The 15610-nt window shown below is 70.2% G+C and carries 13 protein-coding genes; 7 read left to right on the top strand and 6 right to left on the bottom strand.

Translation table 11 applies throughout. The features are described 5' to 3' along the window. Positions 1–47: 47 nt before the first annotated feature. From FOF48_RS26450 to FOF48_RS26435, 4 genes are all read left to right on the top strand, one after another. Positions 48–1748 carry a hybrid sensor histidine kinase/response regulator gene (locus FOF48_RS26450; RefSeq protein ID WP_143905896.1) on the top strand — a complete coding sequence of 567 codons (1701 nt, stop codon included), beginning with the start codon at positions 48–50 and terminating at the stop codon, positions 1746–1748. 75 nt (positions 1749–1823) lie between these two features. After that, the gene (argS, locus tag FOF48_RS26445; protein ID WP_143905894.1) at positions 1824–3545 is read left to right on the top strand and encodes an arginine--tRNA ligase; all 1722 of its coding nucleotides are present in this window, start codon (positions 1824–1826) and stop codon (positions 3543–3545) included. A 14-nt stretch (positions 3546–3559) separates the two neighbouring features. Further along, positions 3560–6115: a 1-acyl-sn-glycerol-3-phosphate acyltransferase gene (locus FOF48_RS26440; protein ID WP_143905893.1), complete on the top strand. Its 2556-nt coding sequence runs from the start codon at positions 3560–3562 to the stop codon at positions 6113–6115. A gap of 72 nt (positions 6116–6187) precedes the next feature. Next, on the top strand, positions 6188–7369 hold the full coding sequence (locus tag FOF48_RS26435; RefSeq protein WP_304503237.1) for a type II CAAX endopeptidase family protein: 1182 nt from the start codon (positions 6188–6190) through the stop codon (positions 7367–7369). A gap of 30 nt (positions 7370–7399) precedes the next feature. Here the strand turns inward: FOF48_RS26435 and FOF48_RS26430 are convergent, their stop codons facing one another. The 3 genes from FOF48_RS26430 to FOF48_RS26420 all read right to left on the bottom strand — a co-directional run bounded on the left by FOF48_RS26430 (position 7400) and on the right by FOF48_RS26420 (position 10218). Beyond that, a complete protein-coding gene (locus FOF48_RS26430) occupies positions 7400–7615 on the bottom strand; it encodes a DUF5818 domain-containing protein (RefSeq protein WP_143905891.1) in 216 nt (71 codons plus the stop codon). Continuing rightward, complete coding sequence (locus FOF48_RS26425) at positions 7612–9426, bottom strand: S8 family serine peptidase (protein ID WP_143905889.1); 1815 nt, start codon at positions 9424–9426, stop codon at positions 7612–7614. Before FOF48_RS26425 ends, FOF48_RS26430 begins: the two co-directional genes overlap by 4 nt. A gap of 156 nt (positions 9427–9582) precedes the next feature. After that, positions 9583–10218 carry a serine aminopeptidase domain-containing protein gene (locus tag FOF48_RS26420; RefSeq protein ID WP_143905886.1) on the bottom strand — a complete coding sequence of 212 codons (636 nt, stop codon included), beginning with the start codon at positions 10216–10218 and terminating at the stop codon, positions 9583–9585. A 194-nt stretch (positions 10219–10412) separates the two neighbouring features. Here FOF48_RS26420 and FOF48_RS26415 point away from each other — a divergent pair, with 194 nt between their 5' ends. From FOF48_RS26415 to FOF48_RS26405, 3 genes are all read left to right on the top strand, one after another. Further along, positions 10413–11366 carry a hypothetical protein gene (locus tag FOF48_RS26415; protein WP_143905884.1) on the top strand — a complete coding sequence of 318 codons (954 nt, stop codon included), beginning with the start codon at positions 10413–10415 and terminating at the stop codon, positions 11364–11366. Between the two features lie 28 nt (positions 11367–11394). Next, positions 11395–11823 (top strand): hypothetical protein, encoded by a 429-nt coding sequence (locus FOF48_RS26410; RefSeq protein WP_143905874.1) that lies wholly within the window; start codon positions 11395–11397, stop codon positions 11821–11823. 80 nt (positions 11824–11903) lie between these two features. Then, positions 11904–12326 carry a hypothetical protein gene (locus FOF48_RS26405; RefSeq protein WP_235686013.1) on the top strand — a complete coding sequence of 141 codons (423 nt, stop codon included), beginning with the start codon at positions 11904–11906 and terminating at the stop codon, positions 12324–12326. Positions 12327–12387: 61 nt separating this feature from the next. On the opposite strand, the gene FOF48_RS26400 is transcribed toward FOF48_RS26405, so the two are convergent. The 3 genes from FOF48_RS26400 to FOF48_RS26390 are packed head-to-tail and all read right to left on the bottom strand — an operon-like array spanning position 12388 to position 15565. Then, positions 12388–13584 (bottom strand): class I SAM-dependent rRNA methyltransferase, encoded by a 1197-nt coding sequence (locus FOF48_RS26400; protein ID WP_143905871.1) that lies wholly within the window; start codon positions 13582–13584, stop codon positions 12388–12390. Further along, positions 13581–14420 carry an HAD-IIB family hydrolase gene (locus FOF48_RS26395; protein ID WP_143905869.1) on the bottom strand — a complete coding sequence of 280 codons (840 nt, stop codon included), beginning with the start codon at positions 14418–14420 and terminating at the stop codon, positions 13581–13583. The genes FOF48_RS26400 and FOF48_RS26395 overlap by 4 nt, the downstream gene beginning before the upstream one ends. Further along, positions 14417–15565, bottom strand: coding sequence for a hypothetical protein (locus FOF48_RS26390; RefSeq protein WP_143905868.1), 1149 nt, complete (start codon positions 15563–15565; stop codon positions 14417–14419). Before FOF48_RS26390 ends, FOF48_RS26395 begins: the two co-directional genes overlap by 4 nt. Positions 15566–15610: the final 45 nt, after the last annotated feature.

The following is a 15610-nucleotide window of genomic DNA, read 5'->3' as shown; positions in this document are numbered from 1 at the left end:
CTTCGGTGCGGTTCCCTCCCACGTGAGACATGAAGCAGGATTCACGCGTGCCATCGAAGAAGAAGGGTCCGCAGCTCGCAGAGGTCGTCCCGCTGCGCCCCGCCACCACCGTGAAGAAGGCCCCGCCGAAACGAGCGGTGAAGCCCCCGCCTCCCGTGGACACGGACGCGGCCGCGCAGGCCCTGCTGGAGATGGGTCGCCAGCTCACCGACAACGCGGGCCCCACGGAGGCCCTGCGCGCCCAGCTCCAGACGCTCCACGCGCTGCTCAAGCCGAAGGTCTGCTACGTCGCGCGCCACTTCCCGTCGCGCAACCAGCTGCATGTGGAGCACGTGCGGGGCCGCTACGACGAGCGCGTCACCGCCGCCGTCCCCGGTGAGGGCGTGGTGGGCCGGTGTTTCACCGACAAGGTGCTCCTGCGCGAGGACGACACTGTCGCCGTGCCCCTGGAGGGGCCGCAGGGCGTGACGGGCGTGCTCGTGGTGCTGGGGGCCCGGAGGAAGGCGTCCGACGTCCTGATGCAGTCGCTGGCGTCGCAGCTCACCGCCGCCTACGAGGTGGCCCGGCTGCGCGACGACAGCGCCCGGCGCAACAAGGACCTGCAGACGGCCATCGCGGGGCTCAAGAGCCTGGAGCAGAACCGCGAGGAGCTGCTCGGCAATGTGTCCCATGACCTGAAGAACCCGCTCACCACCATCAAGGCCTACCTGGCCATGCTGGGCCGGGAGAAGCTGGGCACGCTGACGGACGGACAGCGCCGCGCGGTGCAGATCTGCGATCGCAACGCGGACCGGCTCCTCCAGCAGGTGAACGACCTGGTGCTGATGTCCCGGCTCTCATCCGGGAAGATGCAGCTCAACCAGCGCCCCTTCGGCCTCAAGGCCGTGGCGGAAGAGGTGGTGCGGGGGCTGGGCGCGGTCGCCGAGCACAGCCGCGTGCGCGTGGTGATCCCGCCCTGTCCGGAGGTGTTCGTCCGGGGCGACCGCGAGCGCATCTCCGAGGCCATCCACAACCTCGTCGAGAACGGCATCCACCACAGCGAGACGGACGACGTCGTCGAGGTGAGTGTCGCCTCCAGCGAGGGCCTGGGCACCCTGACCGTGAAGGACTCCGGCCAGGGCATGACGGCCGAGGCGCTGGAGCACGTCTTCGACTCGTTCTACCGCGCGCAGCCGGGCATGCCGCGCCCCCCCGGCGCGGGCCTGGGCCTGCCCCTGGTCGCGAAGATCGTCGCCCTGCACGGCGGCCGCGTGGACGCCTCCAGCATCCTGGGCGAGGGCAGCACCTTCCAGATCGTCCTGCCCCTGTTCGCGAGCGCGGTGAGCGCCCCGGACATCAACCAGGCCGCGCCCAAGGCGGGCGGCATCCTCCTGGTGGAGGACGACGTGGACTGCCGCGAGGTGCTGGAGCAGGTGCTGGAACAGGAGGGCTACCGGGTGATGGCCACGTCCGGCGCCGCCGAGGCACGCTCCATCCTGTCCCACATCCGGCCGGCCATGGTGCTGCTGGACCTGCGGCTTTCCGGCGAGGACGGCCGGTCCGTGCTCCACTACATCCGCACCACGGAGTCCCTGGCGGACGTGGTCGTCTACATCATCTCCGGGGCCAGCGATGTCGCGTCCCTCACCTCGGGTGAAGGGCCGGACCGCATCGACGGCTACTTCGAAAAGCCGCTGAAGCTGCCCAAGCTGCTGGACACCGTGGCCTCGGTGGTGCGCCCCAAGAGCCGCGGCCCCGCGGTGCCCTGAACGGCGCCCCGAGCACCTTCCGCGCAGAAGAGGTGGCCGGAAGATGCCCCGCCTTGGCTAGTATCCGCGCGGTCCATGAGCACATCCGTCTATTCCCGCTACCGCGCAGCGTTCGCCCAGGCCCTGGCCGGGGCCCTGGGTGTCCCCGCCGCTGACATCGAGCCCCAGGTCAAGCCCGCGGACCCCGCGCACGGCGACCTGAGCTTCGCCACCTTCCCCCTCGCCAAGGCGCAGAAGAAGGCGCCGCCCGCCATCGCCGCGTCGCTCGCGCAGACGATCCAGGTGCCCGGCCTGGAGGTGAAGGCCGTCGGCCCGTACGTCAACGCGCGCTTCCTTCCCCTCCCCTTCACCCAGGAGGTCATCGACAGCGTGCGCCTCGCGGGCGTCGCGTATGGCAGCGACGCGGAGGACGGCAAGGGCAAGACGGTGGTCATCGACTACTCGTCGCCCAACATCGCCAAGCCCATTGGCTTCCACCACATCCGCACCACGTTCCTGGGCCACTGCATCGCGAACCTCTACCGCGCGCTGGGCTGGCGCGTGGAGGGCATCAACTACCTGGGTGACTGGGGCAAGCAGTTCGGCCTCGTGGCCGTGGGCTTCCAGGAGTACGGCGATCCGGCGCGCATCGACGACATGGCGCACCTGGTCCAGGTCTACGTCCAGGCCAACAAGCGCGCCGGGGAAGACCCCGCCTTCGACGAGAAGGCCCGCGAGTTCTTCCGCCGCATGGAGGCAGGCGAGCCGGAGGCGATGAAGCTCTGGAACCAGTTCCGCGAGACGAGCCTCAAGGGCTTCAAGCACGTGTACGCGCGCATGGGCATCGACTTCGAGCACATCGAAGGCGAGAGCCGCTACCAGGGGCGGATGGACGCGGTCATCGAGCAGATCGCCCAGAAGCCCGGCGTGAAGGAGTCCCAGGGCGCGCTCATCGTGGACATGCCCTACGCGGACGGGGAGCCGCCCGTGCTCCTCAAGAAGAACGATGGCAGCACGCTCTACGCCACGCGCGACCTGGCCGCCGCCGAGGACCGCCACGCGCGCTTCAACTTCGACAAGTCGCTCTACGTCGTCGCGCAGGACCAGGCGCTGCACTTCCGGCAGGTGTTCCGCACCCTGAAGGAGATGGGGCAGCCGTGGGCGGACCGGTGCATCCACGTGCCGTTCGGCCGCATCCACGGCATGAGCACGCGCAAGGGCCAAGTGGTGGAGCTGTCGCAGGTCCTGGACGAGGCGAAGGAGCGCGTGCTCGAGCGCGTGAAGGAGAACATCGCCCAGGGCAACCTGGAGACGGCTGACGCCGACGCGCTGTCGGAGCAGATCGGCCTGGGCGCCATCGTCTTCGGCGACCTGAAGCACAACCGCGCCAGCGACTACACCTTCGACTGGGACGAGGTGACGAGCCTGGAGGGGCACACCGGCCCGTACCTCCAGTACGCGCACGCCCGGAGCGCCAACGTGCTGCGCAAGGGCGGCGGCGTGCCGGCGAGCTATGATCCCGCGCTGCTGACCCTTCCGGAGGAGCAGGCCCTGGTGCGTGAGCTGACGCGGCTGCCAGACGTGGTGAAGGCGGCGGCGGAGCAGTACGAGCCCAGCCTGGTCGCGCGCCTGCTGCTGGACGTGGCGTCGGCGTACAGCCGCTACTACACGGCCGGAAACAAGGAGAAGGAGAAGCGCATCCTCGTGGAGGGGAATGACGCAGTGCGCGCGGCCCGCCTGGCCCTCACGGACGCGACGCGCATCACCCTGGCCGCGGGCCTGACACTGCTCGGGATCCCGACGCCGGAAAACATGTAGCCTGGGGGGCTGCCGTGGACACCGCGCTGGCGCAGACCGTGACGCAAGGAGAGGCCTTGAAGGAGGAATTCGGTCCCATGTCCCGGGTGCTCGGGGCACGGTACTTCGACGGGGTGCATTTCCCCCCCGAGGCCGAGAACGAGCTGCGTGCGCTCAGCGCCCGGGGTTTCGTGGTGCACGTCATGCGCACCACCGCCTGGATCAACTTCCTCTACATCGCGTGGGCGATGGTCCGCCGGGCCATGCCGCCCATCCGCGCGGTGGTGAACCTGCGGCCGTGGTTCACCCGGCCCTGGCGCCAGACGGCCCAGGGCGGCGCGGTGGAGGAGCGCTTCCGCTACGCCGGCGAGCAGGGCGGCAGCGGGCTGGTGTTCCTGCGCCGCACGGCGCTCCTGCACGCCTCCGGCAAGGAGACGCGCGAGGACCCCTTCCCCGCCCTGGTGCGGCTGGCGCGCAGCTCCGAGCGGCCGGTGTTCCTGGTGCCGGAGCTGTTCGTCTGGGAGAAGCGCGCCGCGAAGCTCAAGCCGGGCTGGCGGGACGTGGTGTTCGGCAGCCCCGAGGCGCCGGGCTTCGTGCACTCCATGGTGGCGTTCTTCCGCAACTACAAGCGCGCGCAGTTCCGCGTGGGAGAGCCCATCGACCTGCGCCGCTTCATCGAGGAGAACCCGCAGGCCACCGACGAGGTGCTGGCGCGCAAGGTGCGAAGCGCGCTGCACGTGTATCTGGCCCGGGAGACGCGCGCGGTGTTCGGCCCGCCGCAGAAGCCCACGGACCGGCTCATCGAGGAGACGCTGCGCGACCGCCAGCTGCGCAAGGTGCTGGACGAGCACGCCGCCGCCACCGGCCGCAAGCCCGCGAGCGTGCAGCGCGAGGCGAAGCGCAACCTGGAGGCCATCGCGGCCAAGCCCAACCCCTCCGTGCTGGCCCTCATCGCGCCGGTGCTGGAGTGGGTGTTCAACCGCATCTACGACGGCATCGGCGTGGACGAGGCGGGCCTGCACCGCGCGCTCAAGGCGGCGGGCAAGGCCCCGGTGGTGCTCTGCCCCAGCCACAAGAGTCACGTGGACTACCTGGTGATGAGCTGGGTGCTCTGGAACCGGGGCTACACGGCGCCGCTGGTGGCCGCGGGCGCGAACCTGTCCTTCTGGCCCCTGGGCCCGATGTTCCGCCGCTGCGGCGCGTTCTTCCTGCGCCGCTCGTTCAAGGGCGACAAGGTCTACGCCGCGTCCTTCAAGGCGTACATCAAGAAGCTGGTGCACGACGGCATCCACCAGGAGTTCTTCCCCGAGGGGGGACGCTCGCGCACGGGCAAGCTGCTCACGCCCAAGCTGGGCATGCTCACGTGGCAGGTGGAGGCGGTGCTGGACGGCGCGCGCAACGACCTCTACTTCGTGCCCGTCTCCATCGACTACGAGAAGGTGGTGGAGTCCGGCAGCTATTCGAAGGAGCTTGCCGGTGGCGAGAAGAAGCCGGAGGACCTGAAGGCCCTGCTGAGCACGCCCAAGGTGCTGGCGGCGCGCTACGGCCGCATCCACCTCACCTTCGACGAGCCCCTGTCGCTGGTGGAGTTCATGAAGGCGCGTGGCCTGTCGCCCCAGGAGGGGGTGACGGACGAGCAGAAGAAGGGCCTGGTCCGCGCGCTGGGCAACCGCGTGATGTACGGCATCAGCAAGGTATCCACCGTCACGCCGCATGCGCTGGTGAGCGCGTCGCTGCTGGCCCACCGCCGGCGCGGACTCACCCAGCGCGAGCTCACCGACCGGATCAGCCTCTTGCGCCGCATCGCCTCCGAGGACGGCGCGCGGCTGTCCAAGGAGCTGGCCAACGCGCCGAGCAACCCGGAGACGCTGGGCCCCATCCAGGACGCGATGCGTGAGTTCATCTCCGACGAGATGGTGCGCACGCAGGAGGCGCGAGGCGAGGTCAGCTATCAGGTGGAGGACTCGCGCCGTCCGGAGATGTCCTTCTACAAGAACACGCTGATGAACCTGGTGGCCGCGCGCAGCCTGGTGGCCAACGCGCTGCTCGCGGGCACGCCCGCGCCCTACGACACCGTGAAGGCCCGCGCGCTGTTCCTGTCGCGCCTCTTCAAGGTGGAGTTCATCTACCGGGTGGGCGCGTCCTTCGACACCATCTTCGGCGAGTGCGTGGAGCGGCTCGTGCGCATGGGCCTGGTCATCCAGGAGGGCGACGCGCTCACGCGCGCGCCGGAGGCCCACGCCCAGCCGGACCTGGAGTTCCTCGCGGACCTCTTGCGCGACTTCCTGGAGGCCTACCTGCTGGCGGCCATGACGCTGCCCGACGTGGCCGCGGGCGTGGCCACCGACCGCAAGTCCTTCGTCAAGCTGGCGCTGGAGACGGGGCGCGGCGAGTACAACGCCGGCCGCATCACCGCCGCCGAGTCGCTGGCGAAGACGACGCTCGAGAACGCGGTGGAGTACCTGCTGGATCAGCGAATCCTCGTGGAAGAGGACAAGAAGCTGCGCATGGGCGACCCTGCCACGGCGGCGGAGCTGCCCCGGAAGAACCCGCTCGCGGACGAGATCCGCGGCTACCTCCACCGGGGCTGAAGTCCCCCGACAACCCGAAGCGAACGCGGCACCCGAGCCTCCGCCCTGGCGGAAGGGGCAGGAGACGACACGGTGGACGAAGCCTCTCCTCCCAGCGAACCTCGGTCACCGGAGCCTCCCGCGGTGGCCCCCCTGGACGCGCCCCACCCCGTGCTCGCCGCGGCGGTGGCCTTCGGCATGTTCATCACGCTGGGGGCGGTCACCCAGTTGCTCAACCCCGCCTTCGGCGTGTGGTTCACGGAGGTGTTCATCTTCCTGGGACTCGCGTGGGTGGTCCTGCGCCAGGCGGGGTTCCGGCCAACCGTGTACACCGGCCTCACGCCGTTCCTGGGGCCTCCGGCGCTGTTCGGCTTCCTGCTGGGCGTGGCGAACTTCTTCGCCGTGGTGGTGCCCATCCAGTTCCTGGCCCAGTGGGTGGCCCCCGCATGGGTGCGGGAGATGTTCGACGCCTCGCGCCTCTTCGAGGGGCAGACGCCCGTGGAGCTGGCCCTGCTCCTGGGCGGCGTCTCCGTGGCCGCGCCGCTGTGCGAGGAGTTCTTCTTCCGCGGCCTCTTCCAGCGCGCACTGACTCCGCCGGCCCCCGCGTCGCCCTGGCGTGCGTTGATCATCACCTCCGCGGTGTTCAGCGCATTCCACCTGGATCCCGTGGGCTTCCTCGCGCGGGTGGAGCTGGGACTGCTGTTCGGCTGGCTCTTCCTGCGCACCGGTTCGCTGTGGCCCGGCATCGCCGCGCACGCGGCCAACAACATCGTCTCATCGGCGCTGTTCCTCGCCGCGACGCACTCGGGGCTGGCGAAGGACGCGGGGACGGATGACGTGACGGACTGGCGGGCCGTGCTGGGGCTGGCGCTCGTGGGGTGGTCCGCGCTGCTGGGCCTGCGCGCCGCGTCCCAACACTTTCCCTCCATCTGGGGACGCGGAGCCCCAGCGGGGGACGAGGAGGTGCGCGCGACGAAGTCCGTGCCCCTCTTCGCCGTGCAGATCCTGCCGTGGGTGCTGCTGGCCACGCTGTCCCTGGTGGGACTGGCCGTGGTGGATGGTCGTGGCGTATCGCTGAGCGTCTACGACGTCCAACACCCGGTGACGCCGCTGAAGAAGGACGCCGATCCGGCCCTCCAGGCCGAGCGCAAGGCCCTGCAGCAGCTGCGAGTGGCCGTGCGCAAGGGCCAGGCCCCCATGGAACGCTACGAAGAGGAGCGGCTTCGGCAGTCGGAGGCGTATGGGCCTCCCGACAAGAAGAAGCCCTCGCGCTGAGGCCCGGGAGGAGTCCCCCCGGGCGTCACGTCAGTCCGCCTTGTACGTGGTGACGTGGAACACCGGCCCCACCATGGCGGCGGTGACGGTGTCCCGTTGGATGCTGCCCTCGGCGGAGATGCGCTGACCGTCCTTCTTGATCTTCCGGTCGCCGCCGGCCAGCTGGTACGTCTTGCCGTCATCGGCCTTGAGGACCCACACACCGCCCTCGAGGTCCTGGTACTGCACCGTGCCGGAGAGCTTCACGCGTCCTCCCGCTTGAGCATCGCGCGAGCGATAACGAGGCACACCACCGTGTTGAAGCCCAGCCACGGCTTCGCCAGGAAGGTGAAGGGCATCCACGCCAGCGCCGGAGCGCCCACCCACGCCGCGTAGGCCAGGAAGCCCGCGAACCCGAGCGCCAGTCCGCCCACCGCCGGACGGAAGCCCCGCCACGCGATGGCCGGCAGCGACAGCACCAGGGGAATGAGCGCGCTGTAGAACAGCGGGCTCACCGTGTTCCGGCCGAAGATGATGCGCTGCCAGTCCGGGATGGGCAGCGACACCACGCTCACCACCTCACCAGCCGCCCCCGAAGCGCCCGTGAACCAGGTGCGCAGGAAGAAGAAGCCCACCGTGGAGAGGACCAGCGGCACGAGGAACGCCGGGCGGAAGAGCACGTTGAGGTAGCCCGGACGCTCGCGGCCGCGCAGCGTGAGCAGCACCAGCGCGAGCAGCGCCGCGGCCCACCCCAGCGAGGGCCAGCGGGGCGAGCCGCCCGTGAACACCTGCATCGACGCGCTGGCGTTGAGCACACCGTGGCCATACTGCTCCGACCAGGCCCGGTCCCCCGACCCCTTCGCGCCGGCGTAGAGCGCCTGCTCCACCTCGTCCGGAGTGGTGGCGCCCGCGCCGTAGAGCATCGCCGCGACGGCGGCCACGTGCGGGGCGGCCATGCTGGTGCCCTGGTACCAGGCGTAGACGGAGCGCGACGGGTCGCGCGGGTCGATGGTGTTCTGCAGGATGCCGCCCGAGTCCCCCTGGCGCTTGTCACCACCGGGCGCCGCGATGTCCAACTCCTTGCCGTAGGACGAATAGGGGGCGCGCGTGCCGTCCGGCCCCACCGCGCCCACCGCCACCACGCCCGGGTACGCCGCGGGGAACTCCACCCGGCCGCGCCCGGTGTTGCCCGCCGCGGCCACCACGGTGACGCCCTTCTTGCGCGCGTACTCCACCGCGTTCGCCATGACCTGGGAGTAGAGGCCACCGCCCAGCGACATGTTGATGACCTTCGCGTCGTGGTCCGCCGCGAAGCGGATGGCGTCCGCGATGTCCGCCGTCGTGCCACTGCCGAAGTGGTTCAGCACCTTCAGGGGCATCAACGTCGCGTCGAACGCCACGCCCGCCACGCCCTCGCCGTTGTTGGTCGCCTGCGCGATGGTGCCCGCCACGTGCGTGCCGTGGCCGTGGTCGTCGTTGGCGTGCTCGTCGTCGTTGACGAAGTCATAGCCCTTCACGAACGACACGCCCTTCAGGTCCGGCACCTGCTTGAAGTCGCCGTAGTCCTCGTAGGCGATGCCCGTGTCGATGACCGCCACCACCACGCCCTTGCCTCGGTTGCCGTCCCAGGCCTTCGGCATGTCGATCATCCGGAGGTTCCACTGGGACTCATACTGGGGGTCGTTCGGCGTGTAGCTCGTGCGCACCTGCATGAGCGGCTCGGCGGACTCCACCGCGGGGTTCTGGCGGATGCGCTGGAGCACGTCCTCCACGTTGCCCACGCCCACCGCCAGCGTGATGCCATTGCTGGGGCCCTCCAGGGAGTTGAACTCCAGGTCCACCCCCCACTCCTGCTCCCAGGCGTCGAACTGGGCCTTGGTGGTGCCGTCCTTGAAGTCCACCACGATGGCGTTCGACACGACGTCGACGGAGCCCTCCGCCACGGCCCGGGCCACCTCCGCCTCGGCGGCGGCCACGTCCTGCCCGGCCGGGACCTCCGGCTCCCGCGACGCGGAAGCACACGCCGAGGCCGACAGGGCCAGCGCCGCGAGAACCACGTTCCATCGCTTCATCCGCATCGGGATACTCCTTGAACGATGACGCCTCGAAGACCCACTACGAACGAATGGCGGGACGATTGGGTCTGCCCCACCAGTCTGTCCGTCCCCCGGCCGGCCATGCAAGGCGGCCGGGGTGAAGAAACGTGAAGAAGTCCGGAGGTTTGCACCCCCGCCCTACCCCCCCGCCAGCCGCTGGAGCCACGCCGCCGCCGCCCGGCCCACCTGCGGAAGGTTGCGGTGGAACGTGGCCCCCGCATCGTCGATGACCTCTAAATCCCCGCCGGCCTCGGCGACAGCGGCGGCCAGCGCCGCACGGGGCAGCCGGGTGTCCTGCGCCCCGACAATCACCAGCAGCGGACACGACAGTCGCACGAGCGACAACGGGTCCACATCCGGCGCCACCAGACACAGTCCGCCCACCGCCGGGTGCCGCTCCTGGAGCGCCAGCGCCACCCGCGCCCCGCCATGCAGCGACGCCACCGCGAGCGCGGCCGTCCCCGCGTTCTCCAGCGCCACCCGCATCGCGGCTTCCGCGTCCTCCACCAGCGCCCCGCCGGAGCCCCGGACGCCCTGGCTGGCCCCCACCCCCCGGTGGTTGAAGCGCAGCGTGGGAAAGCCCGCCCGCGCCACCGCGAAGGCCACCTCCGCCGCCACGACGTGATCCATCCCGCCCCCCTCCTCCGGCCGAGGCGGGAGGATGAGCAGCGGCGGCGCGCGCTGGCCCCGGTGCACCGTGCCCTCCATCACCGAGCCCTCGGTGCCTACCGGGATGAGCGTGGACCGCTCCAGGAACTGACCTTTCTGGACCATGCCCCCACCATAATCCGCCCTCCCGGAACACCAGGGCCGCTTCACTCGGGCCGTCCCCTCTCGGACGCCCGGCTACGCAGCGCGTTACGCACATTCCGTGACCTGCTCGCAACTTTTCAACGGTTCGGCTGAGAATGGATCAACGCAACATACTGTCCTTCCCCCCCTTCAAAAATCCGCAGGAGCCTCAAGCCATGGGAACCATCGGGAGCGGTCGCAACTCCATCAACACGGCCACGCGCACCACGACGACGACGCCGACCACCACCGCGACCCCCGCGGCGAAGCCGGCCGCCGCCGTGACGGCCAAGCCGGCCAACCAGGTGAAGGACGGCTTCGACGCGCGCGCGACGAACAGCGCGGTCCGCACCGCCGCCCCCACGGGCGTGTTCACCGCGCCGGCGGGCGCCAAGGACAAGGTGTTCGACGGCAAGCTGGTGGGCAAGGGCGGCCAGGCGTTCGACGCCAGCACCCCGCTGAGCCAGGTCCCGGCCTATGAGCCGAAGGGCGGCGTGAAGACGCCCGGCACCATCATCTACGTGAACGGGATGATGACGGACAAGGCGGGCCAGGAGACCACGCTGCAGGCCATCGCGGACAAGACGGGCCAGAAGACCATCGGCATCCACAACTCCACCGAGGGCTTCTTCAAGGACCTGGGCCAGTGCATCACGGACAAGATGGACAAGGGCAAGAACCCGGCCGTGGATACGCTGGCGGACTCCCTCTACAACGAGCTGAAGGCGGGCCGTGACGTGAGCCTGATGGCCCACAGCCAGGGCGGCCTCATCACCTCGCGCGCGCTGAACGACGTGGCCAAGCGGCTGCGCATCGAAGACGGGTTGTCCCCCGCGCAGGTGCAGGAGAAGCTGGGCAAGGTCTCCGTGGAGACCTTCGGCGCCGCGGCGGCGACCTACCCGGACGGCCCCAAGTACGTCCACTACGTCAACGACAAGGACCCCGTGCCGGGCATCTTCGGCCTGGGCACCAGCGGCAAGGGCCCCCTGGACCTCATCCGCCACGCCGGCAAGGACGCGAAGATCCACTACTTCTCCGAGAAGAGCATCTTCTCCGGCGCGCACAACATCAACGACACCTACCTGAACAAGCGCGTCCCGTTCGACCAGGCCCGCGCCGGCAATTTCTAAGTAGGCAGGCTGTGCTATGACTGCACGTATGACGCTCGAAGATGCCCAGCGACTGGTGCAGTCATTCATCCGGGCCCACGGAGGCGATGAGAAGGCCTCCGGGCTCAACGCGAAGGGATTTGGCGGCGCCGCGCTCGGCGAAGCGCAGGTCTACTTCGAACACGTGAAGGACTCAGGGGCGCTGAAGGTCAGCGCCCTCATCTACCGCTTCCGCGACGCGCCCCGCCCGGGCGTCATCGACGGCTTCCGTGACGAGGAGAAGCGCGGCACGGACGCCGGCGGCGGCAAGGTGGACTACGAGACCGAGAACAAGAGCCTCTTCCTGAGCCGCACGTACGGTGTGTTGCCGGCGGAGCAGCAGTTCAAGGAAGACGTCGACCGGCTCGTGGAGGCCAGCCTCGTGTGGGGCGATGAGGTCTTCAACCGCGTCGCGGATCGCGTCGTCCCCGCGAAGTGATCAGCTCCTTCTCCAACAAGCTGCAGTGGCTCCTGTCCTCCATGGGCCTGGCGCGTCCAGCGCCGCCCGCGGGAGGACCGATGACCCGCGAGGCAGCCCGGCAGCTGGTGAAGTGGTACCTCCAGTCGCAGGGCGCCGGCGTCACCGAGGGGCTCAACGCGGAAGGCCTGGGCGGCATGATGGCCGGCGAGGGTCAGTACGCCTTCGAGCACATCGAGTCCCCGCCTTCGCTCAAGTGCAGCGCCCTCATCTACCGGTTCCGAGAGCCGCCCAAGCCCGGCATCATCGAGGGCTTCCGGCAGCAGCAGGAAGAGGGCACGGACACCGGCGGTGGCAGCGTCGACTTCGAGCCGGGCAGTGGCTGCCTCTTCCTCAGCCGCACCTATGAAGTGATGCCGGATGGCCGCGAGTTCACGCGCGACCTGGACCGGCTGGGCAAGGCCAGCGTCGTCTGGGGCAAGGACGTGCTGGACCGCGTGGCCCACCAGGTCTTCGGGACCTGAGCCCCGCGCGGCTTCCGAGGGCGCGCCGCGCATCCGGCGCGCCCCGAAGCCAGGCCTCCCTCTACACCGACTGCATCACGTAGAACTTGAGGTACTTCCCTTCCGGGAACTGCAGGCGCACGGGGTGGTCCGGCGGCTGGTAGCGCTCCTCCACCAGCGCCAGGTCCACGCCGGCCTTGAAGCCCGCCTCCCGCACGGCGCCCATGAACATGTCCCCCGTCACGCGCGCGGAGCACGACGCCGTGGCCAGCAGCCCTCCGGGGCGCAGCAGCGCCAGGGCCTGCCGGTTGAGGGACGCGTAGCCGTCCACCGCCGCCTCCACCGCGCGCTGGCTCTTCGCGAAGGCGGGGGGGTCCAGGATGATGAGGTCGAAGGTGCGGCCCTCCTCCTTGAACGACTGGATGAGGGCGAAGACGTCCGCCGCCAGGAAGTCGTGCTTCGCCGCCGGCAGCCCGTTGCGCGTGAAGTTCTCACGGGCCAGGGCGATGGCCTCCGGGTCCTGATCCACGGAGAAGACGCTGTTCGCCCCGCCCAGCGCGGCGTTCACGGAGAAGCCGCCGCTGAAGCTGAAGCAGTTGAGCACGTCCCTGCCCTGCCCCAGCCGCCGGATGAGGTGGCGATTCTCACGCTGGTCCAGGAAGAAGCCCGTCTTCTGCCCCTTCCACGCGTCCACCAGGAAGATGGCGCCGCGCTCACGGATGGGGATGAGCTCCGGAGCCTCCTCGCCCCAGAGCATCTTCCCGCTCCCGCGCCCGTCATCCTCCTCCACGTCGTCGCGTCCCACCTCGTCGCGGCCGAGGATGCCCTTCAGGCCCGGCACCCCCGCCTTCAGCGCCTCCACGATGAGGGGGCGGTACGGGGTGAGCCCCGCCGAGTACAGCTTCATCACCGCCCAGCCCGCGTACAGGTCCACCACCACGCCGGGGAGCCCGTCGCCCTCGCCATGGATGAGGCGGTAGCTGTCCGTGTCCTTCAGGTCGATGAGCGCCGTGCGCGCGGCCAGCGAGCGCTGCACCCGCTGCGTGATGAAGCGCGCGTCCACCGTCTCGCGCGAGTCCCGCGTGAGGACCCGGACCGCGATGGCCGAGTGTGGGTCGTAGTATCCGCGCGCGACGAACTTCCCGTTCTCCGTCAGGTCCACCACGCTGCCGGGCGGGATCCGCGGCAGGTGCTCCAGCGCCTTGCGGAACACCCACGGGTGGCCCGCGCGCAGGTGACGCCCCAGGCCCCGGGCCAGCTCCAGCTTCACGACATTCACGTTGAGACTCCTCGACTGCGGACCGCCCGGCGGCGGGCGAGGAGGGCTCGCGCCAGCTCCTCGAAGCCCCGCCCCTCGGGCGCCCGGGTGATGAAGGCCGGCGGCGCGTCGATGCGGTCCAGCACCGCGCGCACGTTGGCCACGCCCACGCCCAGCTTGAACGCCTGGAACATCGGAGCGTCGTTGAAAGAATCCCCCGCGTAGACGTACCGGCCGTCCGCGGGCTGCAGTTTTTCGCCCCACGCCACCCGCGCGAAGCGGCGCGAAGCGGAGAGCTTGTCGAAGCGGCCCAGCCAGCAGTTGACGTGCACCGACGAGCGCACCGCCGTCACGCCCCGGGCCCGGAGCAGCGCTTCGATGCGGCCCGCGCCCGCGTCTCCCAGCCGGGCCTCCTCGTTGTAATCCACCGCCAGGTCCACTTCCGTGTAGCGGCTGTCCACCGAAAGCCGCGCCCCCGGCACCTGGGCGAGCACGCGCCGCACCTCTTCCTCCAGGCGCTTGCGGTTCGCCACGCGCTGGGCGGGCGGCTCCAGGTACACCTTGCGCAGCTGTCCCCGCGAGCCCTTGAGGAAGAACAGCCCGCCGTTCTCCACGATGACGCCCTCCACCGGGAGCTGACGGGCCCACGCCTCGCCCCACCCCGCTGGCCTGCCGCTCACCAGCACGACGCGCAGCCCGGCGGCGGTCAGCTGCTCGAGCGCCCGCACCGTCTGGCTGCGCAGCTTGTGGCCGGTCGTCAGCGTGCCATCCACGTCGGTGAAGACGCCGTGCACCCCCGACAGGTCCGCCTTCCGCAGGGGGCGCGGCTCCACGTCCTTCTTCGCGGAGTCCTTCACATCACGTCCAGTTGCGCGAGCTGGGACTGGAAGGACTCGATGGTGGCGAGCAGCTCGGGCCCCGTGAGCGTCGCGAGCTTCAGCTTGCGCGCCTTGCGCAGGAACGCGTCCATGGTCGCGTCCCGGCCGTAGAGCGATTGGGCGCTGGCCGCGGCCTCCGCCAGGGCCTTGGCGGACGCGACCGGATCCTTGTTCGACTGGCTCAGGGCGCGCTCCAGCCGCACGCCGCACGCGGCCCACACCTCGCGGTCGTGGAGGATGAGCAGCTGGCGCTGGTTCATCGCGGACAGCCCGCGCACCAGCGCGTCCAGCCCCTCCGTCACCGTCACCAGCGCCTGCCGCTCCGGGGCCGTCTGGAGCGCGAGCGCCCCTATCTCCGCGCGGGCCTCGACGATGTGGCGCTTATCCTGCGCGCGCAGGTTCCGGTACGCGGCGGTGCGGCCGAAGGCATCCAGCTCCGTCTGGAGCTGCTGCGCGTTCCAGAGCACCTCTTCCGGCTTCGCGTCACGCACCTTGCCGAGCCGCGCCGCGACGATGCGCGACAGGTCGGAGGTGATGGCCCGCACGGTGACGGCCGCCTTCACCTCCGCCTCGTAGCCGGGGACCACCTGGGCGCGTGACACCTCGCCGAAGCTGCTCGCGGACTCGAAGACGAGCTGGCTCATCTGTTCGCGGTAGTCCGAGCGGAAGCGCTGGATCTCCGCCAGCAGCTGCCAGCGGTCGCTCACCACGGACGGGTTGCGCATGGCCTCGCCCAGCTGGGTGATGCTCTGGGCCAGCCGCGTCATCCCCTCCTGGAGCAGGCCCGGCACGTCCGCGGCGCCCTTGCGCGACGCGGAGGGCTCCGGCGGGGGCGCGCCGGGGAACTGCTCCCGGATGACGTTGAGCAGCCCGTTGACGTCCATCACCGTGTCGCGGATGACGGGCGCCATCTCCTCCCACAGTGACAGGTCTGGGCTGGCGTCGACGACGGGCGTCTCGTACTTCACCAGGTCCAGGTCGCTCAGCCGGGAGATGGCCTGGGCCGCGGCGAGATACACCGCGCGCAGCCGCGCGGCGAAGGCGCGGTCGGGCAGCGACTGGAGGATTTGTTCGAGCCTCGGGGTGAGGGAGGCCGGCGGGGGATTCTCGGCGGCAGCGGACACGTTGCCCCCACTCTACCGCTCGACATCGCGTCCGGGGAGTTCTAG

Source organism: Corallococcus sp. Z5C101001, from assembly GCF_007352635.1.
Taxonomy (GTDB): Bacteria; Myxococcota; Myxococcia; order Myxococcales; family Myxococcaceae; genus Corallococcus; species Corallococcus silvisoli.
Note: the sequence above shows the minus strand (reverse complement) of the source record. Positions and strands in the feature narration are given on the sequence as shown.

Bases quoted from the DNA above. Each gene is read 5' to 3' on its own strand.
- argS (WP_143905894.1), top strand. From the start codon at position 1,824: ATGAGCACATCCGTCTATTCCCGCTACCGCGCAGCGTTCGCCCAGGCC.
- FOF48_RS26415 (WP_143905884.1), top strand. From the start codon at position 10,413: ATGGGAACCATCGGGAGCGGTCGCAACTCCATCAACACGGCCACGCGC.
- FOF48_RS26410 (WP_143905874.1), top strand. From the start codon at position 11,395: ATGACGCTCGAAGATGCCCAGCGACTGGTGCAGTCATTCATCCGGGCC.
- FOF48_RS26420 (WP_143905886.1), bottom strand. From the start codon at position 10,218: ATGGTCCAGAAAGGTCAGTTCCTGGAGCGGTCCACGCTCATCCCGGTA.
- FOF48_RS26425 (WP_143905889.1), bottom strand. From the start codon at position 9,426: ATGCGGATGAAGCGATGGAACGTGGTTCTCGCGGCGCTGGCCCTGTCG.
- FOF48_RS26405 (WP_235686013.1), top strand. From the start codon at position 11,904: ATGACCCGCGAGGCAGCCCGGCAGCTGGTGAAGTGGTACCTCCAGTCG.